The sequence below is a fragment of the Kitasatospora sp. MY 5-36 genome (assembly GCF_001182915.1).
Lineage (GTDB): Bacteria > Actinomycetota > Actinomycetes > Streptomycetales > Streptomycetaceae > Kitasatospora.
In genome coordinates this window covers 1-20,310 of the sequence record NZ_LFVW01000166.1, presented here as the reverse complement: position 1 = coordinate 20,310, position 20,310 = coordinate 1, and the positions used below count along the sequence as shown (strand labels likewise).

Below are 20,310 nucleotides of genomic sequence, written 5' to 3'. Positions count from 1 at the left end.
CCCGCCGGACCACCCTGCTGAGCCTCGCCGCCGCCACCGCGCTCGCCGCCGGCGGCCTGGCCGTCCTCGCCGGGAACGCCGGCGCCGCCGACGGCAACCTGCTCGCCAACGGCGGGCTGGAGAGCGGCGCGCTCGGCCCGTGGAGCTGTTCGGCCGGCACCGGGAGCGTGGTCGACTCCGGCGCGCACAGCGGGACGTACGCGCTCAAGGGGGCGGTGGGCGCGAGCGACACCGCGCAGTGCGGCCAGATTGTCAGCGTCCAGCCCAACACCACGTACACGCTCAGCGCCTGGGTGCAGGGCCGGTACGTCTACCTCGGCGCCACCGGCAGCGGCGTCACCGACCCGGCCACCTGGACCGCCGGCGGCGCCGACTGGCAGCAGCTGTCCACCAGTTTCACCACCGGGGCGGCCACCACCAGCGTCACCGTGTACCTGCACGGCTGGTACGGGCAGGGCGGCTACCTCGCCGACGACATCGCCCTGACCGGCCCGGGCGGCGGCAACCCGACCACCCCGCCGTCGAGTTCGACCCCGCCGAGCCCGACCGGCACCCCGACCGGCACGCCCACCGGCACGCCCACCGGCGGCCCGGGCACCCCGGCGCCGAACGTCGCGCTCCCGGTCGCCCCGTTCATCGACATGGGCGCCTGGCCGACCCCCTCGATGCCCGACCTGGCCAAGGCGGCCGGCCTCAAGGGCTACACGATGGGCTTCGTCACCGGCGTCGGCTGCAAGGCCAGCTGGTTCAACGCCTACGACCCGCGCACCGCCTGGGCCAAGGACCAGGTGGACGCGCTGCGCGCGGCCGGCGGCGACGTCAAGGTCTCCTTCGGCGGCGCCGCCGGCACCGAACTCGCCGCCGCCTGCACCACGGTGGACTCGCTGTTCGCCGAGTACGACGCGGTGGTGAGCGCCTACAACCTGCGCTACGTCGACTTCGACATCGAGGGCGCGGCCATCGCCGACACCGCCACCAACGACCGCCGCTCGGCCGCGCTCGCCAGGCTCCAGCAGGCCCACCCGGGCCTCAGGGTCTCCTTCACCCTGCCCGTCCTGCCCGAGGGCCTGACCTCCGAGGGCGTCGCCATCGTCAAGTCCGCCCGGGACGCCGGGGTCGCCGTCGACCTGGTCAACATCATGGCGATGGACTACTACCGGAGCGGGACGGACTACGGCAACGCCGCCGTCCAGGCCGCCCAGTCGCTGTTCGGCCAGCTCAAGGCGCTCTACCCGGCGAAGACCGACGCCCAGCTGTGGGCCATGGTCGGCGTCACCCCGATGATCGGCGAGAACGACGACCACCAGGTCTACAACCAGGCCGACGCCCAGCAGTTGGTGGCCTTCGCCCGGCAGAACCACCTCGGGATGCTCTCCTTCTGGGACGCCACCCGGGACGCCAACGCCTGCACCGGCGGCTCACTGTCCAAGTGCACCAACATCCCGCAGCAGCCGTACGAGTTCGCGAAGATCCTCGGCCAGTACGCGGGCTGAGCCCACCGGCCGCCGGCCGCCGGGCAGTCGACCACACGCCCGGTGGCCGGCAGGCCACCGGCCCCGCCTACCGGGAGGCGGAGTGGTGACGCACCCCGGGGCGGCTCAGGTGTCGTAGCAGCCGCACCAGGGGGCGTCGAAGCCCAGGCCGTCGGGGTAGAGCTCGAAGTGGACCCGCTCCTCCTCGTCGTCCACCTCGTCCGGTTCGTAGTCCTCGCGCACCAGGCCGAACAGTTCGCCGTCGACGTGCACGGCGAACGGGGCGATCGCGATGTCCCCGTACTCGCGGCCGGGCAGGGCGTCGAGCCACTCCGCCAGCAGCAGCCTGGCCTGCGGCGCCTCGCCGGCGGGGTGTATCCGCGAGTCGAGGTGGCGGCCGGCGGCGTCGAAGCGGTGCAGGACGGCGTAGTACCGGCCGGCGCCGAGGCAGAGCGCCGAAGCGAGGAACTGGCCGCCCTGCCAGCGGCCGATGGTGTCGGTGCGGTAGTCGGGCCGGTGGCTGATGGGGATGACCTCGGGAACGTTCACGGTCGAACCGTACGGGTGAGCTGTGACAGCACCGCCGGCTCCGCGCAGCCCAGCGGTCGGCTCAGCGGCCGGTCGGGAGGTTCGCCCCGCCGGTGCAGTCGAGCACCACACCTGTGACGAAGCCGTTGGCGGCCAGCAGGTGGATCGCCCGGGCGACGTCCTCCGCCCGGCCGACCCGGCCGACCGGGGTGGTGGCGGCGAGGCCCTCGAACAGCGCGGCCCGCTGCTCGGCCGGTACGCGGTCCCACCACGGGGTGTCGATCACGCCGGGCGAGACGGCGTTGACCCGCAGCGGGGCCAGCTCGACGGCCAGCGGCGGCACCATCGCCTCCAGCGCGCCGTTGATGGCGGCCAGTCCGGCGGTGCCGGGGAAGGCGGCGCGGGCCGAGGCGGCGGTGATCAGGGTGACCGAGCCGTCCTCGCGCAGGTGCGGCAGCGCCGCCTGGAGCACGCGCACCTGCGGCCAGAACTTGGCGTCGAAGCCGGCCGCGAGTTCGGCCAGGTCGAGCTGGGCGAACGGGCCGGCGCCGGCCGCGCCGCTGACCGCGACGACCAGGTGGTCGACCACGCCGGTCGTGGCGAAGAAGGCGGCGAGGGCGGCCGGGTCGGTCGCGTCCAGCGGGTGCCCGGTGGTCTTGCCGCCGATCCGGGCGACGGCGGCGTCCAGCCGGTCGCGGTCGCGGCCGGTCACCACGACCTCGGCGCCGTCGGCGGCGAAGGCGGTGGCCGTGGCCTCGCCGATGCCCGAGCTGCCGCCCATCACGACGACGCGCTGTCCGGCGAAGGGGGTTGACGCAGTGCTCATGGTGGTGGGGCCTTTCGACTTGTCGAGACTGCCGGTTCCGGAAATGATGGTTGTCGAGACTGATAGTCTTGTCAAGGGGGATCGGGGAGAGGCACGCCGGAGGAGAGGGAGCACGATGAGCGAGACCGAGGGCACCGAGGCCGCCGAGGCCGCCCCGGCGGCACGCCCGCACACCGGACGCCGCCGCAACGAGGCCGCCCACCGCGCGATCCTCGACGCCGCACTGCGCCTGCTCGCCGAGTCCGACGGCACCCCCGTCACCATCGACGCCATCGCCCGCGCGGCCGGCGTCGGCAAGCAGACCGTCTACCGCTGGTGGCCCTCCAAGGGCGCCGTCCTGCTCGACGCCCTCACCGACCGCGCCGACCAGGACGTGTCCGGCCCCGACACCGGCGACCTGCGCGCCGACCTGCGGGCCTTCGTCAGCACCACCTTCGAGGCGGCCCAGCGCGACACCACCGCCCCCGCACTGCGCACCGTCGCCCGCGAGGCCGCGCGCGACCCGCACCTCGCCGACCTGATGCGGAGCTTCACCGCCACCCGCCGCACCGCGCTGCGCGAACTCCTCACCCGGGGACGCGAGCGCGGCGAACTGTCCGCGGACGCCGATCCGGACCTCATCGCCGACCAGGTCTACGGGGTGTTCTGGTACCGCTTCCTGCTCGGGCACGGGCCACTGGACGCGGGCACCGCGGAGCGGCTCGCCGACTCACTGCTCACGGGGAACGCCAGCGGGAACGCCGAGGCGAACACCGAGGGGAAGCGCGGCCGTTAGCTCCGCTGCCACCCCTGGCCGCGCCCGCGCACCAGGGGCAGGTACACCTCGTCGACGATCTCCACCAGCACGTCGTCCGGCGCCGTCGGCACCCCGCGCGCCATGAACTCGTTGCGCAGCAGCACCATCGCCACCGTCGCCACCCGGGGGTGCAGCGCCTCGGGAGCGGCCTCGCCGCGGGCGACGGCGCGGCCCAGGACGGTGAGCCAGGGCGCGGCCACGGCATCGCCGGACTGGTCCTGCAACTGGGCCAGGAACTCCGTGGCGCCGCCGGCCGCGGCCAGCAGCTCGCGCAGTACGGCGCCCAGCGGGGAGCTCCAGTGGCGGTTCGCCTGGCGGAGCAACTCCAGGGCGTCGCCGCGCAGTTCACCGGTGTCGGGGAGCTGGGCGGTCTTCGCGAGCTGCTTGTACGCGGCGATGCCGAGTGCCAGCCGGTTGGGCCAGCGGCGGTAGATGGCGTTCTTGTTGGTGCCCGCGCGGGCGGCGACCTTGTCCATGGTCAGCCCGGCGTACCCGGCCCCGGCGAGCTCCTCGACCGCGGCGTGCAGGATCGCCTCCTCCAGCGCCGCTCCGCGCCGCCGCGTCTGCCCGGCCATGCCCTCGCTCCGCCCAGTCCGCCCGCCGATACCGCCCGTACCCTCCCCATCCTTCTTGCCGTGCCGGGCCGTCGGCAACTAGGGTACTGGCCGTACCGTAAATTCTCTCTCGCCGGAAAGGCGGAAGAACGTGCGCGCCAAGGGAATCAGCTACGACACCGGCTTCATCAGGGACGGGGCGTACTCCCGTGCCTGGTTCGACTCCGAGGCGGTCGAGCGCGAGCTGCGGATCATCCGGGACGACCTGCACTGCACCGCGGTCCGCATCATGGGCGGCGACCCGGAGCGGATCGAACTCGCCGCCGGCCACGCCGCCGACCTGGGCCTGGAGGTCTGGTTCTCGCCCTACCCGCTGGAACTGACCGCCGACGCGATGCTCGCGCTCCTCACCGACTGCGCCGAGCGCGCCGAGCGGCTGCGGCGGCGCGGCGCCGAGGTGGTGTTCGTCACCGGCGCCGAACTCAGCCTGATGAACCCGGGGTTCCTGCCCGGCTCCGGCATCGGCGAGCGCCTCGCCCTGCTCGCCCGGCCCGAGCAGGTGCGCGAACACCTCGGTGCGGTGAGCGGCCGGGTCAACGCGTTCCTCGCCGAGGCGGTGGCCGCCGTCCGGGCCCGCTTCGGCGGACGCGTCACGTACGCCGCCGTACCGCTGGAGCGCGTCGACTGGGAGCCCTTCGACCTGGTCTCCCTGGACCTGTACCGCTCCGCCGAGACCGCCGACCGCTTCGCCGGCGGCGTCCGCGACCTGACCGCCCAGGGCAAGCCGGTCGCCGTCACCGAGTTCGGCTCCGCCACCTTCCGCGGCGCCGGCGACCGGGGCGCGAACGGCCTGGACATCGTCGAGTACGCCGACGGGGGCCCGGTCCGCCTGGACGGCGTCTACGAGCGGGACGAGGCCGGGCAGGCCGCGTACGTCCGGGAACTGCTGGAGGCCTTCGACGCCGGCGGCATCGACGCCGCCTTCGTCTTCACCTTCGCCCTCTACGACCACGTCCACCGCCCGGACGGTGACCCCCGCGACGACCTCGACCTCGCCAGCTACGGCGTCGTCAGGACCTACGAGGACCGCGCGGGAACCACCTACCCCGGCCTGCCCTGGGACCCGAAGGAGGCGTTCTCCGCCGTCGCCGAGTACTACCGCACCCACTGAGCCGCCCGCCGCGGAAGCGCGGGAAGTCGGCCGGGCCGACTTCCCGCGCACGGCGGCCCGCCCGCGGCCGGGCGTCAACGGGCCGGAGCGGCGGCGGGGCGACGGCGGCGGTGGTAGGCCCAGGCCAGGGCGAGGGTGATCGGGCCCCAGAACATCGCCGTCGAGGTGCAGACCCGCCCCAGGAGCAGCCACCAGCCGTTGCTGTAGCCCACCTCCTCGAACACCCCCAGCCAGCCGAGCGGCATCCCGTCGAACAGGGCCGCCAGGACCAGCCCGCCGAGCACGGCCGGGACGACCGCCGCGAGCGGCGGCACCCGGCGGCCCCGCAGCACGGGCACCCAGCGCGGGAACACCTCGCCCCAACCGCTGACCAGCCCCAGGGTCAGGAGCGTCAGCGCCTCGGTGAGCACGCTCAGACCGATCACGTACGGGGCGGCCCACCAGACGTAGGCCGGGGCCTGCGGGTCGACGGTGCCCATCCGGAAGTCGAACGCGAACGGCAGCCGCCACAGGCAGTGCGGCAGCACGATGAACGGGAGGGCCTTGGCGAGCCGCAGGGCCCACCGGGGAACGGGGCGCTCGGTGTCGCCCACCGGGATGGTCTTCAGCATGCGTCCACGCTCCCGGACACCGCCCCCGCCGCACGTCCACCGCTCGGCCCGTCCCCCTCCCCCGCGCGAGCCAGCCGCCCGTCCGACCACCGGCGGAGACGGGCCCTACTTCCCCAACCCGAAGGCGGACTTCAGCAGCCCGAGGGCGTACGGGGTCTCGGTGCCCTTCAGCGTGGTCGGGTCGACCGAGTACACGACCGTCCGGGAGAGGTCGCGGGTGGCGAAGACTCCGCTGGTGGAACCGGGCCGGGAGCCGGTCTTGCCCCAGGCCACGACGCCGCCGGAGGCGAGGCGCACGAGGCCCATGCTCAGGCACGCCGTGTCGTCCGGGCAGTAGCGGTTGCCCGGGGCGACCGGCACCTCCGGGACGGTGAACAGCTCCTCCTGCTGGGCCGGCGGGAGGAGGCGGCCCCGGAACAGGGCGGTCATGAAGCGGTCCAGGTCGGGGGCGCTGGAGATCATGCCGCCCTCGGCCCAGGGCCACGGGCTCTGCTCGGTGACGTCCACGCGGTGCGAGCCGCCGTCTGCGTCGGGGACGGTCAGGTACGGGCGGGTCGCGGGGCGCCGCAGCGCCGGGTCGTCGGCGTCCGGGAGGGAGGTGTCGCGCAGGCCGAGCGGGCCGATGATCCGACGGCGCAGCTCCTCGGCGTAGCGGTGGCCGGTGACCTTCTCGACGACCAGCCCGGCGACGAAGGTGTTCATGCCGTTGTACTGCTGGGCGGTCCCGGGGTCGAAGGCCGGCGACTGCCCGGCCATCGAGGCGACGATCTCCTCGGGGGTGGGCGCGTCGAGCCGGTGCTCGGCGAACCAGCCGGTGGTGCCGTCGCCCCAGTACGTGTTGTCGCCGGTGGGCAGTCCGCTGGTGTGGTTGAGCAGCTGCCCGACCGTGACCGCCCCGAACTGGGCGGGGAGGTCCGGGAGGTACCGTCGGACGCTGCCGTCGAGGTCGATCCGGCCCTCGGCGGCGAGTTGGAGGACGACGGTGGCGGTGAAGACCTTCGAGATCGACCCGATCCGGAACCGGCCCTGCGGGTCCACGGCCGCCCCGCCCTCCGCCGAGCCGCCCTCGAACCTCCCGGCGGAGCCGGTGACCCGCACGAACCCGGCGGAGACGTCGGCGGCGGGCCGCTGGGCGAGGGCGGCCCGGAGCGCCGCCGGGTCGAGCGGCGACAGCGCGGACGGGCTCGCCGTCGTCGCCGACACGGTGGAGGTGGTGGCGAGGGCGGGCGTGCCCGCCCCGACCGTCAGCGCGGCCGCCAGGGCGGCGGAGGCGGCCACGACGGCCCAACGGTTGCGGTTCGTGTGCGCGTTCACGTGCGGTCCGGCTCCAGACTGGTCGTCGTCCGGGCCGGTGGTTCCCGGCCCGGACGAAGAGTCTTCCGATCCCGCTCGCCCGGGGCATCAGGGGCGGGCAGCCGCCGTCCCCTGATCTTCCGTCAGGGTTCACCCGGAGGCGCGACACAGGAGGCTGTGGGCGGAGTCCGACTCGGACATCTGTGGACCCGACCGATCACTCCGCAGGACAGGAGCACCGATCACACCGATCACCCGCTCATCGGCGTGACTTCACGGCGATCGGATCGGTTGCCTCTCCAGCGGCGCGTCGGGGCCACCCTCGTCGCATTCGTACGCTCCGTCCGCACCGTGCGGCCGGGGCTCCGAAGCCGTGCCGTCGCTCCCGGGAGGTCGGGAATGCCATCGCCGGACACGTGCTTCCCGATCCGCCAAGCCGTGATCCTGGCAGGCGGACGCGGCAGACGGCTCGCCCCGCACACGGACCTGCGCCCCAAGGCGATGGTCGAGGTCGACGGCGCACCGCTGCTGCGCCACCAGCTCGACCGGTTCGCCGACGCGGGCGTGGAGACGGTGGTCGTCTCGGCGGGCTACCGCTCGCAGGTGATCACCGACTACGTCCGCACGGTGCCCCTGCCCGTCCGCACCACCGTGGTCGTGGAGTCCACCCCGCTGGGCCGGGGCGGCGGACTGAAGCTCGCCGCCAGCGCGCTACCGGCGCCGTGGGAACCGTGGTTCGCCGTCTACGGCGACATCTGGGCCGACTTCCCGCTCACCGCGCTGGCCGCCCACCACCTGCGGTGCGGGGCGCTGGCCACGGTCGCCCTCGTCCCGCCCCGGCTGCCCCGGGGCACGGTCCGCTGCGACGCCCTGGGGCGGGTCGCCGAACTCGCCGCGCCGCCGCCGCCCGCCTGCACGGTCAACGGCGGCGTGTACGCCTTCGCGCCCGGGGTCGTCCCCCTGCTGCCGGACCGGGGGGACCACGCGACCACGACCCTGCCGCACCTGGTGCGGCTGCGGCAGCTGGCGGGGTACCGCGCCGAGGGCTACTGGTGCGCGGTCAACACCCCGGCGGACCTGCGAGAGCTACGGGAGCGCGTGGCACCGACCGCGCCACCCGGGAACGGACCCGGCCTCAGCGGTACGACCGGGGACCGACACCCGCCGGCCTGAGACCTCCCCGGTCCACGATCGTCCTCAGCACGAGCGACGCAGCGCTCCACGGCCGGGGAGCGGTGCCGGGGCGGTGGCTCAGGAGAGCCGTCTCCCGGGGTACGGAGGCAGGGCGGGGCCCGGCAGCCGGACCTGGCGCGAGTACACCGGCGGGGTGCCCTCCGTGGGGGCGGGCTCCGTGAAGCACTCCAGGAGCAGCTCGCCGCGCAGGTCGTCGAGCTCGTCGGGCGCCTCCTCCAGCAGGGCGTCCGCCCACACCTCCAGGGGCACGTTCCTCAGGGCGTCGTTCGGAACCCGGTTGATCGGCCCGGGCCCCAGCACCGCGAACTCCGGCTCGCCGTCCGCACGGAACCGCAGCCGCCACCAGTACGGCTGCCAGTAAGGGCGCTTCACCGGGAACCGCCTCCCGTCCGCGGTGCGCGCGCGTGCGGCGCCCTCACGTCCTGACCCAGGGCATCTCCGTCGACCCGGGCGCCGTGAGGAACCCGTCGATCCCCCACTCGGCGCCCCAGTTCCTGCCCGCCCAGTCCCCCTTCGGCGACCAGAGGGGCCGGGCCGGCTGCGGCCCCCACACGGCGGGGTCCGCGCGCACCAGCAACTCGTCCTCCGCCGCGTAGCCGCCGGTCAGCACGGTGCCCAGGAACTCCGCGAAACCACCGTCGAAGTGGTCGAGCCGGTCCTCGTAGAACACCGCCACCGGCCACTGCTCGGGGTCCGGACCGGTGGTCAGCCAGCAGCACTGGTTGTGGTTGCTGTTCCAGCCCCAGGGCAGCAGGCCGCCCGGGTCCGGGAACACCGGGGTGGGGCCCGGCAGCTCCCACCACACCTCTTCGCCTTCGAGCTGATCGCGGAGATCGGTGTCGGTCCTGAAGCGCCATCCCGCCAGACCGGTCGGCTCGCCGGCGTGGACCGGCGTCTCCGTCGGCGTGTACACACCCCACTCGCCGTTCAGGTTCACCCCGCCGTACAGGTCGATGAACGCCCGGTAGTCCGAGGGTAGTTGGACCCCCAGCTCGGCAGGCGCCGACTCCCACGGAACCCGCGCCGGGGCGTACACCGGCTCCCCCATGATCGCCCGCAGTCGGTCCCACGCCTCGGTCATCGCCCGCCCTCTCGCCGATTGCCGGCCCACCGGATGCCGCCTCTACGCGGTCGGGTCCCACTCCGCGAGCTGCTCCATCGGCTCGGTGGTGCCGGAGTTGTCCAGGCTGTCGAGCGGGATGCGGTCGTAGAAGTAGAGGACCAGGTCGCTCGCCGCCCCGCGCATCACCATGTCGCCCGGCTCCGCGTCGGCGGCGAGGCCGTCGCAGCGGACGCCGTCGGCGTCGAGGGTCAGGCGCCAGGAGCGGCCCTCGGCCGCGTGCAGGTCGATGGTCGCCGGCTTGAACGGCCAGGGGACGGTCGTCGCCGAGACGGTCGTCAGGAACTCGTCGACGCCCTCGACCGCGACGTCCGCCGGCAGCGGCTGTGCGGCGCCCAGGATGAGCTGGACGTCGTAGGTGTGGACGGCGATCTCCTGGATCTGGTGCCGGGCCAGGGCTCCGCTGGTCTCCGGGGCCTGCGAGCGGCCCCACCAGGTCCAGCAGCCGCGGTCCGGGCCGGCCTCGCGCAGAGCGTCGAGCATGAGCCCGGTCGACTCGGCGAGCCAGGCGTCCAGGGCTTCGCGGTCACGGGGCGCGGTCGGGGCGCCCTTCGGGGACGTCTTCGCCGGGGGCTCGGCACCCGGGCCCGCCGCGACGATGGCGGCCTGGCGGCGGCGGCCGTCGCCGAGGTGCTGCGCCAGTTCACGCAGCGTCCAGTCCGGGCAGGTCGGGACCTGGACGTCGAGGTCGGGGGCGGCCGCGATCGCGGCGCGGAAAGCGGCCGACCGGTCCTCGATCAGCCTCAGGACCTCGGGAAACTCCACTATGTTCTGCACGCCGGATTGTGTATCACGGCACTCCGGCCACCGGACAGCGATTTTGTCGGCCTGGTCCCCGCGGTGGACCGGAGCACGGGGGCGCCGGCGTCACCGATACACCGGACGACAGCGGCCGGTGGGTCGCGACCCCCGGCCGCGCCGGGGGCCGCGGGAGGCGGTCAGCCCGCCATACAGGCGGCCCACTGGCCGCGAGCGAAGGACGCGCCGCCGGACCAGTAGTTGACGTTCCACGCCGCGGTGCACTGCTCCCTCTTCGACAGCTGCCGCGGGTAGGCGTTCGCCTGGGTCCCGGTGGCCAGGACGAGCACCGGGGCCAGCACGGCGGCAACGGCCGAGGCGGCGACAAGTCGGCGGATCTTCATGGGTGTGGATCCCTCTTTCGAGACGGCCGGACGCTCCGACGGAGCCCGGCCGGAGTGGTCGGCTCCGTGCGCCACATCCTGGCAATGCCCCTCGACCTGGGGGTATCCCACAAACCTGGGATGCCCCCGGACCGGCGGTGGGCGTCGGCGAGGAAGCGAGAGGAGTGGGAAGTCGGAGGGGTCGACTTCCCACTCCTGTTGGTTCAGTGGGGTGTTGGGCTATCGCGGGGTTCAGGGGACATCGGGGGCATCGGGGACATCGGGCGCGGCGGGCGCGACGAGGTCGAGTTCGGCCCACACGGTCTTGGAGTTGGGGTGGCGGGGGATGGTGCCCCAGCGGTGACTGAGGGCGTCGATGAGGGTGAGGCCGCGTCCGGTCTGGGCACTGGGGGTGTGGACGGTGGGGAGGACGGGGAGTCTGTCACCCCGGGGGTCGCTGATCTCGATGCGAAGGGTGGTGCCCCGGCGCACGGAGGTGGTGAGGGAGAGGTGAAGCTCGAACCCGCGCCCCGGAACGCGTCCGTGCGTGATCGCGTTGGCGGCCAGCTCCGTGACGATCAGCAGCGCGCAGTGGAACGGCTCGGTGTGCGTGGAGTCCAGCCCCCAGTGGGTGAGTTGACGCCTCGCCAGGCGCCGGCAGACGGCGGCGCCCTTGGGGGTGGCGGCGAAGAGGGCGGTACGGGACCGGGGGTTTTCGAGGGGGGTTTCGGTCGTCATGGGAGTTAAGCGTGGTCGGGCGGACGTACGCTGGCCAGCAGCCCGGCGGACACAGAGAGTATCTGTACGGGTGCACATAGTTGGCCTGCCGGTCGACCCAAGATCGAAAGAGATGGACTGCGATGAGCCTTGAGGGAACCGTCTTCGAGGACGGCGAGACGGCGGAGGGCTTCGACGGCGTCGCGGAGTTCTACAGCGCGGTCGGGAAGATGATCAAACTCCTCCGCGAGCGGGCGGGAATCACGCAGAAGCAGCTGGCCAAGACCACCGGCTACAGCGAAGACCACGTCGGGGCCGTGGAGCGGGGCGTGCGGACCCCGAGGATCGAGTACCTGACGGTGGTGGACGACGCCCTTGACGCGGGCGGGCTGCTCAAGGTCGTCGCGGACGACGTGATGAAGGCGAAGGTGCGCGTGTCCGAGAGGCACCCCGCCTACAACAAGGCCTTCACCCAGGAAGAGTGGAAGGCGATCGAGATCCACGAGTACAGCAGCCTCCACATTCCTGGACTTCTCCAAACGGAGGCCCATGCACGAGCACTGTTCGACATGCGCAGGCCGTGGCTCTCCGTGGAGCAGGTCGACCAGTGGGTTGCCGCGAGGTTGGAGCGGCAGCAGATCCTCACTCGCTGGCCCCTGCCGGTCATGAGTTGGGTGATCGACGAAAGCGCCCTGCGTCGTCCGCTGGGCGGCTGGGACGTTCACCGGGAGCAGTTGCGCCACCTGCTCAAAGTCGCCGAGATCCGGGGCCTGGAGTTGCAGGTCATGCCGCTCGACAGGACCGAGAACGCCGGTATGGGGGGTTCGTTCGTCCTCCTCACACCGAACGGACGGCCGCAGATCGCGTACGTTGCGGTCCAGCACGTCAACAGGCTGATCACGGAGCCGGAAGAAGTCCGTAAGATGGCCGCACGGTACGGCACTCTCAGGGGGCAGGCGCTCACCATGAGGGAGTCCTTGGCCTTGATCGAAATGATCCTGGGAGAGCGATGAGCATGGCCGAGCTGACGTGGTTCAAGAGCAGCTACAGCAGCAACGAAGATGCCGCGTGCGTGGAGGTCGCCGAGACCCCCGGCACCGTCCACGTGCGTGACTCCAAGGACAAGAGCGGCCCCCAGCTGGCCTTCGAGCCGACCGCCTGGGCGGCCTTCGTGAAGTTCGCCGCCACCACCGAGGTCTGACCGACCAGAGCTCCCCTCAAACGGCCCACCGCCTTCCCGGCGGCGGGCCGTTGGCGTATCCGCGGCCTCCTGCCCCCACCCGACAGATCCACTCTGTACGGGTCAGGGCCGGCGTGTGTCAGCCGCCGACGCTCTCCCTGGTCCGGCGGGCCGCGCCGATGTCCTGGCTCAGCGCCGGCCGGGCGCCTGGGCCAGCAGGCAGACGTGGGACCGGTTTTCCCGCTGCGGGTGCGGCTGTTCGAGGCGGGTCGTGACGGTGAAGCCGGCCTGTTCGAGGAGTTCGGCGAGGTGCCCGGCCGGGACGAGGTGCGAGGCGTACGACACCGGGTGGCCGTACGCCTGGGTCGGGCGCAGCAGTTGGGCCTCGCCGACGTGGCCGCCGAGGAGGAGATGGCCGCCGGGTGCGATGACACGGGCGAACTCGGTGAAGAGGCCGGGCAGTTGCGCGACCGGGGTGTGGTGGACGGAGTACCAGGCGAGGATGCCGCCGAGGGCGCCGTCGGGGAGGTCAAGGGCGCCCATCGAGCCGTGCAGGAAGCGCAGTCGGGGGTAGGCCCGGCGGGCGAGCGCGACCATCTCGCCCGACACGTCCACCCCGAAGGCCCGTAGCCCCAGGCCGGACAGGTACGCCGTCACCCGCCCGGGGCCGCAGCCGAGGTCCGCGACCTCGCCGCCGCCCGACTCCCGTACCAGCTCCGCGAAGGCGGCGAGCATGGCGCGGGACACCGGGTCCATGCCCTCCGGCGGGACGACGAGGCGGAGGTAGTCGGCGGCGACGGCGTCGTACGAGGCGCGGACGGCGGCGAGGTGCGCGGGTTCGGTCACCGCGCCATCTTGGCAGCCCTCGTGGCGCGTTCGGCGAAGACCTTCTCCCGGCGGTCGGCGGTCTGCTTCAGCATGCGCTTGCGGTCGCGGGCGGAGAGGCGGTCGATGTAGAGGCCGCCGTTCAGGTGGTCGGTCTCGTGCTGGAGGCAGCGGGCGAAGTAGCCGGTGCCCTCGATCACGACGGGGTCGCCGTGCTGGTCGACGCCGCGCACCACGGTGCGGGCGGGGCGGGCGAGTTTGGTGTTCGCGCCGGGGACGGAGAGGCAGCCCTCGGTCTCCTCGATCAGTGCGCGGCCGGGCTCCTGCTCGTCGACCACCGGGTTGAGCACGTGGCCGGTGTGCCGGACGCCGTCGTCGTCGGGGCAGTCGTAGACGAACAGGCGCAGGTCGACGTCCACCTGGTTGGCGGCGAGGCCGCAGCCGTCGGCGACGTGCATGGTGGCGAACATGTCGTCGATGAGCCGGGCCAGGCGCTCGCTGCCGAAGTCCTCCTCGGTGGCGGTCCGGCAGGTGCGGCTCAGGATCTCCTCCCCCACCTCGGTGATCCGCAGGACGGTCGGCCGTTCGCGCAGCTCGGACACGGGAGGGCACTCCTTCGAGAGACGGTACTTGCGGTCTGACTTTGCAAAGTAGCAGACTTTGCAAAGTGACCGAAGACCTCGTCAGAACCGGCCCCCTCCCCGAGCACGCCGTCCGCACCGCGCTGCTGGACCTGCTCGCCGAGCGCGAGCACGGCACCGTCACCTCCACCGAGGCCGCCGCCCGGCTCGGCCTCAGCTCCGGCCTCTGCTCGTTCCACCTGCGGCAGTTGGCCCGGTACGGGCTGATCGAGGAGGCCCCGGCCACCGACGGGCGGGCCCGGCCCTGGCGGCTGCCGACCCAACCGGACGCCGTGGAAGGCGGGTTCGGAGAGCTGGCGCGCGGCCTGGAGGACGAGAGCTACCAGCACTGGCTCGCCCGGCGCGCCGAGGCCCCGGCCGAGTGGCGGCAGGACGAGGCCTTCAGCGCCGTCGTCTACCTGACGCCCGAGGAACTGGCCGCCGTCGGCGAGGAGGTCCGCCGGACGCTGGCCCGCTACCGGGGCCGCGAGACCGACCCGGCCGCCCGCCCCGCCGGGGCCCGCCCGGTCGCCGCCGTCACCCGGCTCTTCCCGCTCCTCGACCAGTAGACAGCCGGATGGACAGGCCGTCAGACGGCCCGCGAACGCGCCCGCACCGCCCGTACCAGCGGCCCGGCCGCCAACCCCGCCGCCGCTCCGAAGGCGACCCCCTGCACCCCGTCCCAGACGTCCTGCACGTCGCAGGCCCGCCCGATCGCCGGCAGCGCGTAGTGCACCGCCGACACCGCGAACGGCAGCACCGCCGCACCCAGCAGCGCCGCCGCCCGCCGCCGGGGGCCCGCCAGCGCCGCCGCGAAACCGACCGGGGCGTAGGTCGCCAGCTTGAGCTCGATGTGCCGGACGTGCAGCAGCTCGTACGGCGACCGCGGCCGGCCGCCCGCCACGGCGCAGTGCCGGACGGCGCCCTCCGAGAGCCGGAACGCCTCCGGCAGCAGGGTCGCCACGACCACCCCGCCGAGCCCGAGCAGCAGGACGAAGCCCACCACCCAGTGGGCCCGCAGCAACCGCCCCACCGGCCGGTTCAACAGGGCCGCGGGCACCAGCGAGAGCAGCAACCCGGGCCAGAACATCGGCATCCCGCCGAGCACCGCACTGATCACGCCTCAAACGGACGCCCCGCGCACCCGGCCGGTTCTCACCCGGAGGAGAAAAACCTCCGGAGCGTCACCATCCGCTCACCGCGCGGACCGTCAGGCGACCGCGCGGAAGCCGACGCGGCCCCGACCCGACGGCCGCGCGAAGGCCGACGCGTCCTGGTCTACTGGGTCGGTCCCCGACGAGGACCCCCTTGACCAGCACCCGAGGAACAGGAGCCGGCCGTGCCCGAGCAGGAGATCCCGCGCGTCCCCATGACCACCGAGGAGATCGAGGCGGCCAACCTGGGTGCGCCCACCAGGCCCGACGGCCGGATCGTCCTGCGCGACCACGACCCGCGGTGGCCCGCGGCCTACGAGCGGGAGGCCGCGGGCATGGCGGAGCGCTTGGCCCACCTCGACCACCGGATCGAGCACGTCGGCTCCACCTCCGTGCCCGGCCTCCCCGCCAAACCGGTCGTCGACATGCTGCTGATCGTGCCCGACTCCGCCGACGAGGCGGCCTACGTGCCCGCCCTCGAAGCCCTGGGCTACCGGCTCGCCGTCCGCGAACCCGACTGGTACGAGCATCGCGTCCTGCGCCGGTACGCCATCGACCCCAGCGCCGACTACGCCAACCTGCACGTGCTGTCCGCCGGATGCCCCGAGATCGGGCGGATGCTGCGCTTCCGCGACCGGCTGCGCCGCCACCGCGGCGACCGCGAGCTGTACGCCGACGCCAAGCGGGCCCTGGCCGAGCAGTCCTGGGAGTACCTGCAGAACTACGCCGACGCCAAGACCGAGGTGATCGCCGGCATCATCGAACGGGCCGCGGCCGAAGCGGAATAGGCGCTCAGTGCGGGATCGAGGAGATCAGCTCCTGCGCGCCCTGCCGCTTGAGCGCCAGCGCCACCGACGTCCCGAGGTCCTCCGGGCTGAGCGCGCCCGCCCACTCGTGGGCGTCCAGCACCTGCTTGCCGTCCGGGGTGAAGACCCGGCCGCGCAGCGAGAGGCGGCCGTCCCGCTCGGCCCTGGCGTACCCGGCGATCGGGCTGTTGCAGTGGCCCTGGAGCGCGTGCAGGAACATCCGCTCGGCCGCCGCCTCGCGCCAGGTGTCGTGGTGGCCGAGGCCGGTGACCGCCTCGATGGTCGCGGTGTCGCCCTCGCGGCACTGCAGGACGAGGATGCCGGCGCCGATCGGCGGGCACATCGCCTCGATGCCGAGCACCTCGGTGATCCGCGCCTGCTCGCCGATCCGCTCCAGGCCGGAGAGGGCGAGCAGCAGCGCGTCGACGTCCCCGGCGTCCAGCTTGGCGAGCCGGCTGTTGGCGTTGCCGCGGATCGGGAGGCACTCCAGGTGCGGGTGGGAGGCGGCGAGTTGGGCGACCCGGCGGACGGAGGAGGTGCCGATCCGGGTGCCGGGCGGGAGCGCGGCCAGCGGCAGGCCGCCGGGGTGGACGAGGGCGTCGCGGATGTCGTCGCGGCGCAGGTAGGCGGCGAAGACGGTGCCCGCCGGCAGCGGTCGGTCGGCGGGCACGTCCTTGAGGCAGTGGACGGCGACGTCGGCCTCCCCGGCGAGCAGCGCGGCGTCGACCTCCTTGGTGAAGGCGCCCTTGCCGCCGAGGGCGGCGAGATCACCCGTCCAGCGGTCGCCCGAGGTGGTGACGGGCACCACCTCGGTGCGCAGCCCCGGGTGCAGGGCGGCGAGTTCGGTGCGGACCCGCTCGACCTGGGCCAGTGCCATGGGCGAGGAGCGGGAGACGATGCGGATCAGCTCAGCGGTGGCCATGGCGCAGATGATAGGCGTCCTCACGGCACGGACTGAGCATGCGTCAGTTCCGTGACGGGAACGCGGCGGACCCGCGCACGGCGGAGGGCCGGTCGGATGATCCGACCGGCCCTCCCCCCACCCCGGACTCACTCGTTGTGCAGTACCTCGGCGATCGGCAGCCGGGCGGCCGAACGGGCCGGGACGAGCGCGCCGAGGACGGCGATGGCGACGCCCGCGACGCCGACGCCGGTGAGCAGCGGGGCGCTCCAGACGTCCATCGTCCACTCCGGGAAGAGGATGCTCCCGACGTTCTCGATGAGCAGCCGGTGCGCCAGGATGCCGGCCGGGACGCCGATGAGCGCGCTGACCACGCCCTGCCAGGCCACCGAGGTGATCGTCATCGTCACCACCTGGCGGGGTGTCATGCCGATCGACTTGAGCATGCCGAGGTCCCGGCGGCGCTCGCGGATGGTGAGCAGCAGGGTGTTGAAGACGCCCAGTGCGGCGACCACCGACAGCAGGACGGTGAAGATCGTGGCGAAGCTGATCACCGCGACGATCGGGCCGGACGGGTCGGGCGCGAACACCTGGGCCGAGAGGCTCGGGTCGGCGGCCGTCACGGCCCGCTGGTACGCCTGGGCGTCGGCGCCCTCGGCGAGGCTGATGTCGTACTCGACCGCGTGCGGGTCGTCGGTGAGCGCGGCCCGGGTGAGGTCGTTGGACGTGAAGGCCCGGGCGTTTCCCTGGACCACCTCGCCGACGACGGTGACGGTCAGCCGGCGGCCGTCGAGGTCGAGGGTGAGCCGGTCGCCGAGCCTGAGTCCGTGCTCCCGGAGGAAGGAGGGCCCGGCCTCGATCTCGTTCGGCCCGGTCGCCGCACGGCCCCTGACCACCTCGCGCTGCAGCTGGTCCGTGATCCCGTCGCCGCTGAGGAAGTCGGCGAAGACCGGCTGGGTGTAGCCGACCAGCCCGACCTTGACCAGCCCGCGGACGTGGACCTGGTCGGCGCCGGGGGTGGTCCGCAGCATCGTCTCGGTCTGGGCGGGGGTGAGCCGGGGCTCGGTCTTGTTGCCCGCGAAGTGGGCGGTCTGCACCCTGACGTGGGTGTGGCCGTCGTTGTGGCCCACCAGCCTGGTCAGGGTGGTGCCCAGTCCCGACGTCACGGTCACGGTGAGCACGCCGAGCACGATCGCCGACATGGTGAGCGCGGTGCGGCCGGGGCGGGCGAAGGGCTGGCCGAGGCCGAGGCTGACGGCGCGCGGCAGGCGGGTGCCGCTGAGCAGGCGCTGGACCTTCAGTCCGCGCCCGGCGCGCGGTGCGCTGCCGGCCGAGATGGCCTGGGCGGCGGACAGCCGGTGGGCGCGCGAGGCGGGGAGGAGGGCGGCGAGGACCACCAGCAGCGGGACGCTGACCAGGGTGGCGGCGGGCAGCCAGCCGGCCGGTTCGATGACGGCGGTGCCGGTGGTGATCCCGGAGAAGGCGGCCTGGAGGATCGGGTGGGCCGCCACCCAGCCGGCCGCGGTGCCGAGGACGGTGCCGGCGACGGCGGGTACCGAGACCATGGTCAGGTAGACGGTGACCACCTGGCGCGGGGTGAAGCCGATCGCCTTCAGCACGCCGATGTGCCGGTAGCCGGAGACGACCGCGCCGCTCACCACGTTGCCGACGATCAGCGCGGCGACGACCAGGCCGAGCACGCCGAAGACCGTCATCAGCGGCAGGTAGGCGTCGGCGCCCGCGGAGAAGGCGTCCTTGAGCACCAGGTAGGACTGGACGTTGGTGAGCGCGTCCTTCGGCAGGCCCTCGGTGGCGGTGGCCAGGGCGGAGGTGAGCCGCTGTTCGTCGGAGGCGTCGGAGAACCGGTAGAGCATCTGCCGGGCGCTGGGGTGCAGGTCGGCGGCCTGTTCGGGGGTGACCCAGCCGCCCGCGCTCTGGCTCATGCTGGTGGCGTAGCCGACGATGGTCAGCGTCCGGCCGCCGCTGAGGGGCAGCGGGTAGTCCAGGTTGGCGGGCGAGTAGCCGCCGAACGGCTCGTTGATGACGACCTCGCCGGGCTTGCTCGCCCAGCGGCCGCCCAGCAGTTGCACCCGGTCCACCGGGCCGGCCGGGTCGGAGCGGCCGACCAGGGTGAGCGCTCCGGGCGGGCTGCCGACCCAGTCGGTGGGGATCTCCACCACGGCCTGGTCGAACGGCCCGGCGGCGGCCTCGACGCCGGGCCGGTGGGCGGTGGCGGCCAGCTGTTCCGGCGTGGCCCCGGCCGGGTCGAAGGTCGCGACGACGTGGGCGCCGCGCTGCTGGGAGAAGGCGTCGTCGAAGGGGGCCCGGGCGGCACTGATCACCGCGAGGGCGAGCAGCACGGTCGTGGTGGAGCAGAAGACGACCAGGCCGATCACGATGGTCTGCACCCGGCGGCGCTTCACGGCCGCCCGGGAGGCACGCCAGACGGCGCCGGTCATGCGGACGCCTCCAGCATCCGGTCGCCGGCCACCCGGCCGTCCGCGACCTCGACCAGCCGGCTGGCGCAGCGGGTGGCCAGGGCGGGGTCGTGGGTGACGATGAGCAGGGTCTGGCCGATCTGGTTGAGGTCGATCAGGAGGTCCATCACCTGCTCTCCGGAGCGGCTGTCCAGGGCGCCGGTGGGCTCGTCGGCGAGCAGCAGGGCCGGGCGGTTCATCAGGGCGCGGGCCACCGCGACGCGCTGGCGCTCGCCGCCGCTGAGCGTGGCCGGGTAGACGTCCTTGCGGTGCGCGACGCCGAGTTCGTCCAGCAGCTCCAGCGCCCGGCGGCGGGCCTGGCGGGCGCCGGTGCCGGTCAGCTGGGCGGCCAGGGCGACGTTGTCGAGGGCCGGGAGGTCGTCGATCAGGTTGAAGAACTGGAAGATCATGCCGACGTGCCGGCGGCGGAACAGGGCCAGCCCGTTCTCGTTCAGCCGCCCGAGGTCCTGGCCCTGCACCCGGACGGTGCCGGCGGTGGGCCGGTCCAGTCCGGCCACCATGTTCAGCAGGGTGGACTTGCCGCACCCCGAGGGGCCCATCACGGCGACCGCCTCGCCGGCGCGGATCCGCAGGTCGACGCCGTCGAGCGCCTTGGCGTCGCCGAACTCCTTGTGCACCCCGGACAGCTCGACGACGACCTGCGCGTCGTCCGGCCGGGAGGTCCCGTCGTGGTCGTTGCTCATGGTGGACGACCGTAGGCGCGGGGCCGCCGCCGGCACGTCCCACCCCGGGTGTAACCGCGGCGGCCGTAGTACCCGGGATGTACGGGGGCGGCACCCCCGGATGATGTGGATCATGCGGTGACCTGGGAGGCTGTCGCCGTGTGGGGAACGGGGTGGGAGTGGGCGGCCGTCGCGACGGCCGCTGCGGCGGGCACGGCGGCCGGCTGGCTGGCGGTGGCGCTCGCCCGGGCGCGGCGGCTG

The 20,310-nt window shown here is 73.6% G+C and carries 24 protein-coding genes; 8 read left to right on the top strand and 16 right to left on the bottom strand.

The genetic code is table 11. The features are described 5' to 3' along the window. Positions 1-1,493: carbohydrate binding domain-containing protein (locus tag AE652_RS43980; protein WP_199823084.1), on the top strand; the 1,493-nt coding region annotated here is incomplete at its 5' end. Positions 1,494-1,598: 105 nt separating this feature from the next. Here the strand turns inward: AE652_RS43980 and AE652_RS12645 are convergent. Both AE652_RS12645 and AE652_RS12640 read right to left on the bottom strand, forming a co-directional pair. Beyond that, the gene (locus tag AE652_RS12645; protein ID WP_049651401.1) at positions 1,599-2,021 is read right to left on the bottom strand and encodes a hypothetical protein; all 423 of its coding nucleotides are present in this window, start codon (positions 2,019-2,021) and stop codon (positions 1,599-1,601) included. Positions 2,022-2,082: 61 nt separating this feature from the next. After that, entirely contained in the window at positions 2,083-2,826 is a 744-nt protein-coding gene (locus tag AE652_RS12640; RefSeq protein WP_049651400.1) for an SDR family oxidoreductase, read from the bottom strand. 115 nt (positions 2,827-2,941) lie between these two features. Between AE652_RS12640 and AE652_RS12635 the strand changes: the two genes are divergently transcribed. Next, positions 2,942-3,601 (top strand): TetR/AcrR family transcriptional regulator, encoded by a 660-nt coding sequence (locus AE652_RS12635; protein WP_049651399.1) that lies wholly within the window; start codon positions 2,942-2,944, stop codon positions 3,599-3,601. On the opposite strand, the gene AE652_RS12630 is transcribed toward AE652_RS12635, so the two are convergent. After that, positions 3,598-4,197, bottom strand: coding sequence for a TetR/AcrR family transcriptional regulator (locus AE652_RS12630; protein ID WP_049651398.1), 600 nt, complete (start codon positions 4,195-4,197; stop codon positions 3,598-3,600). The two genes, AE652_RS12635 and AE652_RS12630, sit on opposite strands and share 4 nt — an antisense overlap. Positions 4,198-4,327: 130 nt before the next feature. Here AE652_RS12630 and AE652_RS12625 point away from each other — a divergent pair, with 130 nt between their 5' ends. After that, on the top strand, positions 4,328-5,347 hold the full coding sequence (locus AE652_RS12625; protein ID WP_049651397.1) for a hypothetical protein: 1,020 nt from the start codon (positions 4,328-4,330) through the stop codon (positions 5,345-5,347). Between the two features lie 74 nt (positions 5,348-5,421). Here AE652_RS12625 and AE652_RS12620 read toward each other — a convergent pair whose 3' ends face one another. Both AE652_RS12620 and AE652_RS12615 read right to left on the bottom strand, forming a co-directional pair. Further along, complete coding sequence (locus tag AE652_RS12620) at positions 5,422-5,958, bottom strand: hypothetical protein (RefSeq protein WP_049651396.1); 537 nt, start codon at positions 5,956-5,958, stop codon at positions 5,422-5,424. A 105-nt stretch (positions 5,959-6,063) separates the two neighbouring features. Next, on the bottom strand, positions 6,064-7,272 hold the full coding sequence (locus AE652_RS12615; RefSeq protein WP_234348355.1) for a serine hydrolase: 1,209 nt from the start codon (positions 7,270-7,272) through the stop codon (positions 6,064-6,066). A gap of 417 nt (positions 7,273-7,689) precedes the next feature. Between AE652_RS12615 and AE652_RS12610 the strand changes: the two genes are divergently transcribed. Further along, entirely contained in the window at positions 7,690-8,424 is a 735-nt protein-coding gene (locus tag AE652_RS12610) for a nucleotidyltransferase family protein (protein ID WP_234348354.1), read from the top strand. A 78-nt stretch (positions 8,425-8,502) separates the two neighbouring features. Here the strand turns inward: AE652_RS12610 and AE652_RS12605 are convergent, their stop codons facing one another. The 5 genes from AE652_RS12605 to AE652_RS12585 form a co-directional block, all read right to left on the bottom strand. Further along, positions 8,503-8,817: a hypothetical protein gene (locus AE652_RS12605; protein WP_049651395.1), complete on the bottom strand. Its 315-nt coding sequence runs from the start codon at positions 8,815-8,817 to the stop codon at positions 8,503-8,505. 43 nt (positions 8,818-8,860) lie between these two features. Further along, complete coding sequence (locus AE652_RS12600) at positions 8,861-9,526, bottom strand: SMI1/KNR4 family protein (RefSeq protein ID WP_049651394.1); 666 nt, start codon at positions 9,524-9,526, stop codon at positions 8,861-8,863. Between the two features lie 42 nt (positions 9,527-9,568). Then, positions 9,569-10,342, bottom strand: coding sequence for a maleylpyruvate isomerase family mycothiol-dependent enzyme (locus AE652_RS12595; RefSeq protein WP_049651393.1), 774 nt, complete (start codon positions 10,340-10,342; stop codon positions 9,569-9,571). A 161-nt stretch (positions 10,343-10,503) separates the two neighbouring features. Then, entirely contained in the window at positions 10,504-10,707 is a 204-nt protein-coding gene (locus AE652_RS12590) for a hypothetical protein (protein ID WP_049651392.1), read from the bottom strand. 231 nt (positions 10,708-10,938) lie between these two features. Further along, positions 10,939-11,424, bottom strand: a complete 486-nt coding sequence (locus AE652_RS12585; protein WP_049651391.1) for an ATP-binding protein — start codon at positions 11,422-11,424, stop codon at positions 10,939-10,941. A gap of 122 nt (positions 11,425-11,546) precedes the next feature. On the opposite strand from AE652_RS12585, the gene AE652_RS12580 reads away from it, so the two are divergent. Then, positions 11,547-12,416 carry a helix-turn-helix transcriptional regulator gene (locus AE652_RS12580; protein WP_049651390.1) on the top strand — a complete coding sequence of 290 codons (870 nt, stop codon included), beginning with the start codon at positions 11,547-11,549 and terminating at the stop codon, positions 12,414-12,416. Beyond that, a complete protein-coding gene (locus AE652_RS12575; RefSeq protein WP_049651389.1) occupies positions 12,413-12,604 on the top strand; it encodes a DUF397 domain-containing protein in 192 nt (63 codons plus the stop codon). The genes AE652_RS12580 and AE652_RS12575 overlap by 4 nt, the downstream gene beginning before the upstream one ends. A 168-nt stretch (positions 12,605-12,772) precedes the next feature. Here AE652_RS12575 and AE652_RS12570 read toward each other — a convergent pair whose 3' ends face one another. Then, the gene (locus tag AE652_RS12570) at positions 12,773-13,429 is read right to left on the bottom strand and encodes a methyltransferase domain-containing protein (protein ID WP_049651388.1); all 657 of its coding nucleotides are present in this window, start codon (positions 13,427-13,429) and stop codon (positions 12,773-12,775) included. Beyond that, the gene (gene def, locus AE652_RS12565) at positions 13,426-14,010 is read right to left on the bottom strand and encodes a peptide deformylase (RefSeq protein WP_049651387.1); all 585 of its coding nucleotides are present in this window, start codon (positions 14,008-14,010) and stop codon (positions 13,426-13,428) included. Before def ends, AE652_RS12570 begins: the two co-directional genes overlap by 4 nt. A 65-nt stretch (positions 14,011-14,075) precedes the next feature. Here def and AE652_RS12560 point away from each other — a divergent pair, with 65 nt between their 5' ends. Continuing rightward, positions 14,076-14,597, top strand: coding sequence for a helix-turn-helix domain-containing protein (locus AE652_RS12560; protein WP_049651386.1), 522 nt, complete (start codon positions 14,076-14,078; stop codon positions 14,595-14,597). A gap of 20 nt (positions 14,598-14,617) precedes the next feature. Here the strand turns inward: AE652_RS12560 and AE652_RS12555 are convergent, their stop codons facing one another. Further along, positions 14,618-15,148: a hypothetical protein gene (locus tag AE652_RS12555; protein WP_049651385.1), complete on the bottom strand. Its 531-nt coding sequence runs from the start codon at positions 15,146-15,148 to the stop codon at positions 14,618-14,620. A gap of 219 nt (positions 15,149-15,367) precedes the next feature. Here AE652_RS12555 and AE652_RS12550 point away from each other — a divergent pair, with 219 nt between their 5' ends. Continuing rightward, complete coding sequence (locus AE652_RS12550) at positions 15,368-15,970, top strand: GrpB family protein (RefSeq protein ID WP_234348353.1); 603 nt, start codon at positions 15,368-15,370, stop codon at positions 15,968-15,970. Positions 15,971-15,974: 4 nt separating this feature from the next. Here AE652_RS12550 and hemC read toward each other — a convergent pair whose 3' ends face one another. From hemC to AE652_RS12535, 3 genes are all read right to left on the bottom strand, one after another. After that, positions 15,975-16,910: a hydroxymethylbilane synthase gene (gene hemC / locus AE652_RS12545; RefSeq protein ID WP_049651384.1), complete on the bottom strand. Its 936-nt coding sequence runs from the start codon at positions 16,908-16,910 to the stop codon at positions 15,975-15,977. Between the two features lie 128 nt (positions 16,911-17,038). After that, positions 17,039-19,348: an FtsX-like permease family protein gene (locus AE652_RS12540; RefSeq protein ID WP_049651383.1), complete on the bottom strand. Its 2,310-nt coding sequence runs from the start codon at positions 19,346-19,348 to the stop codon at positions 17,039-17,041. Beyond that, complete coding sequence (locus tag AE652_RS12535; RefSeq protein WP_049651382.1) at positions 19,345-20,070, bottom strand: ABC transporter ATP-binding protein; 726 nt, start codon at positions 20,068-20,070, stop codon at positions 19,345-19,347. The genes AE652_RS12540 and AE652_RS12535 overlap by 4 nt, the downstream gene beginning before the upstream one ends. Positions 20,071-20,310: the final 240 nt, after the last annotated feature.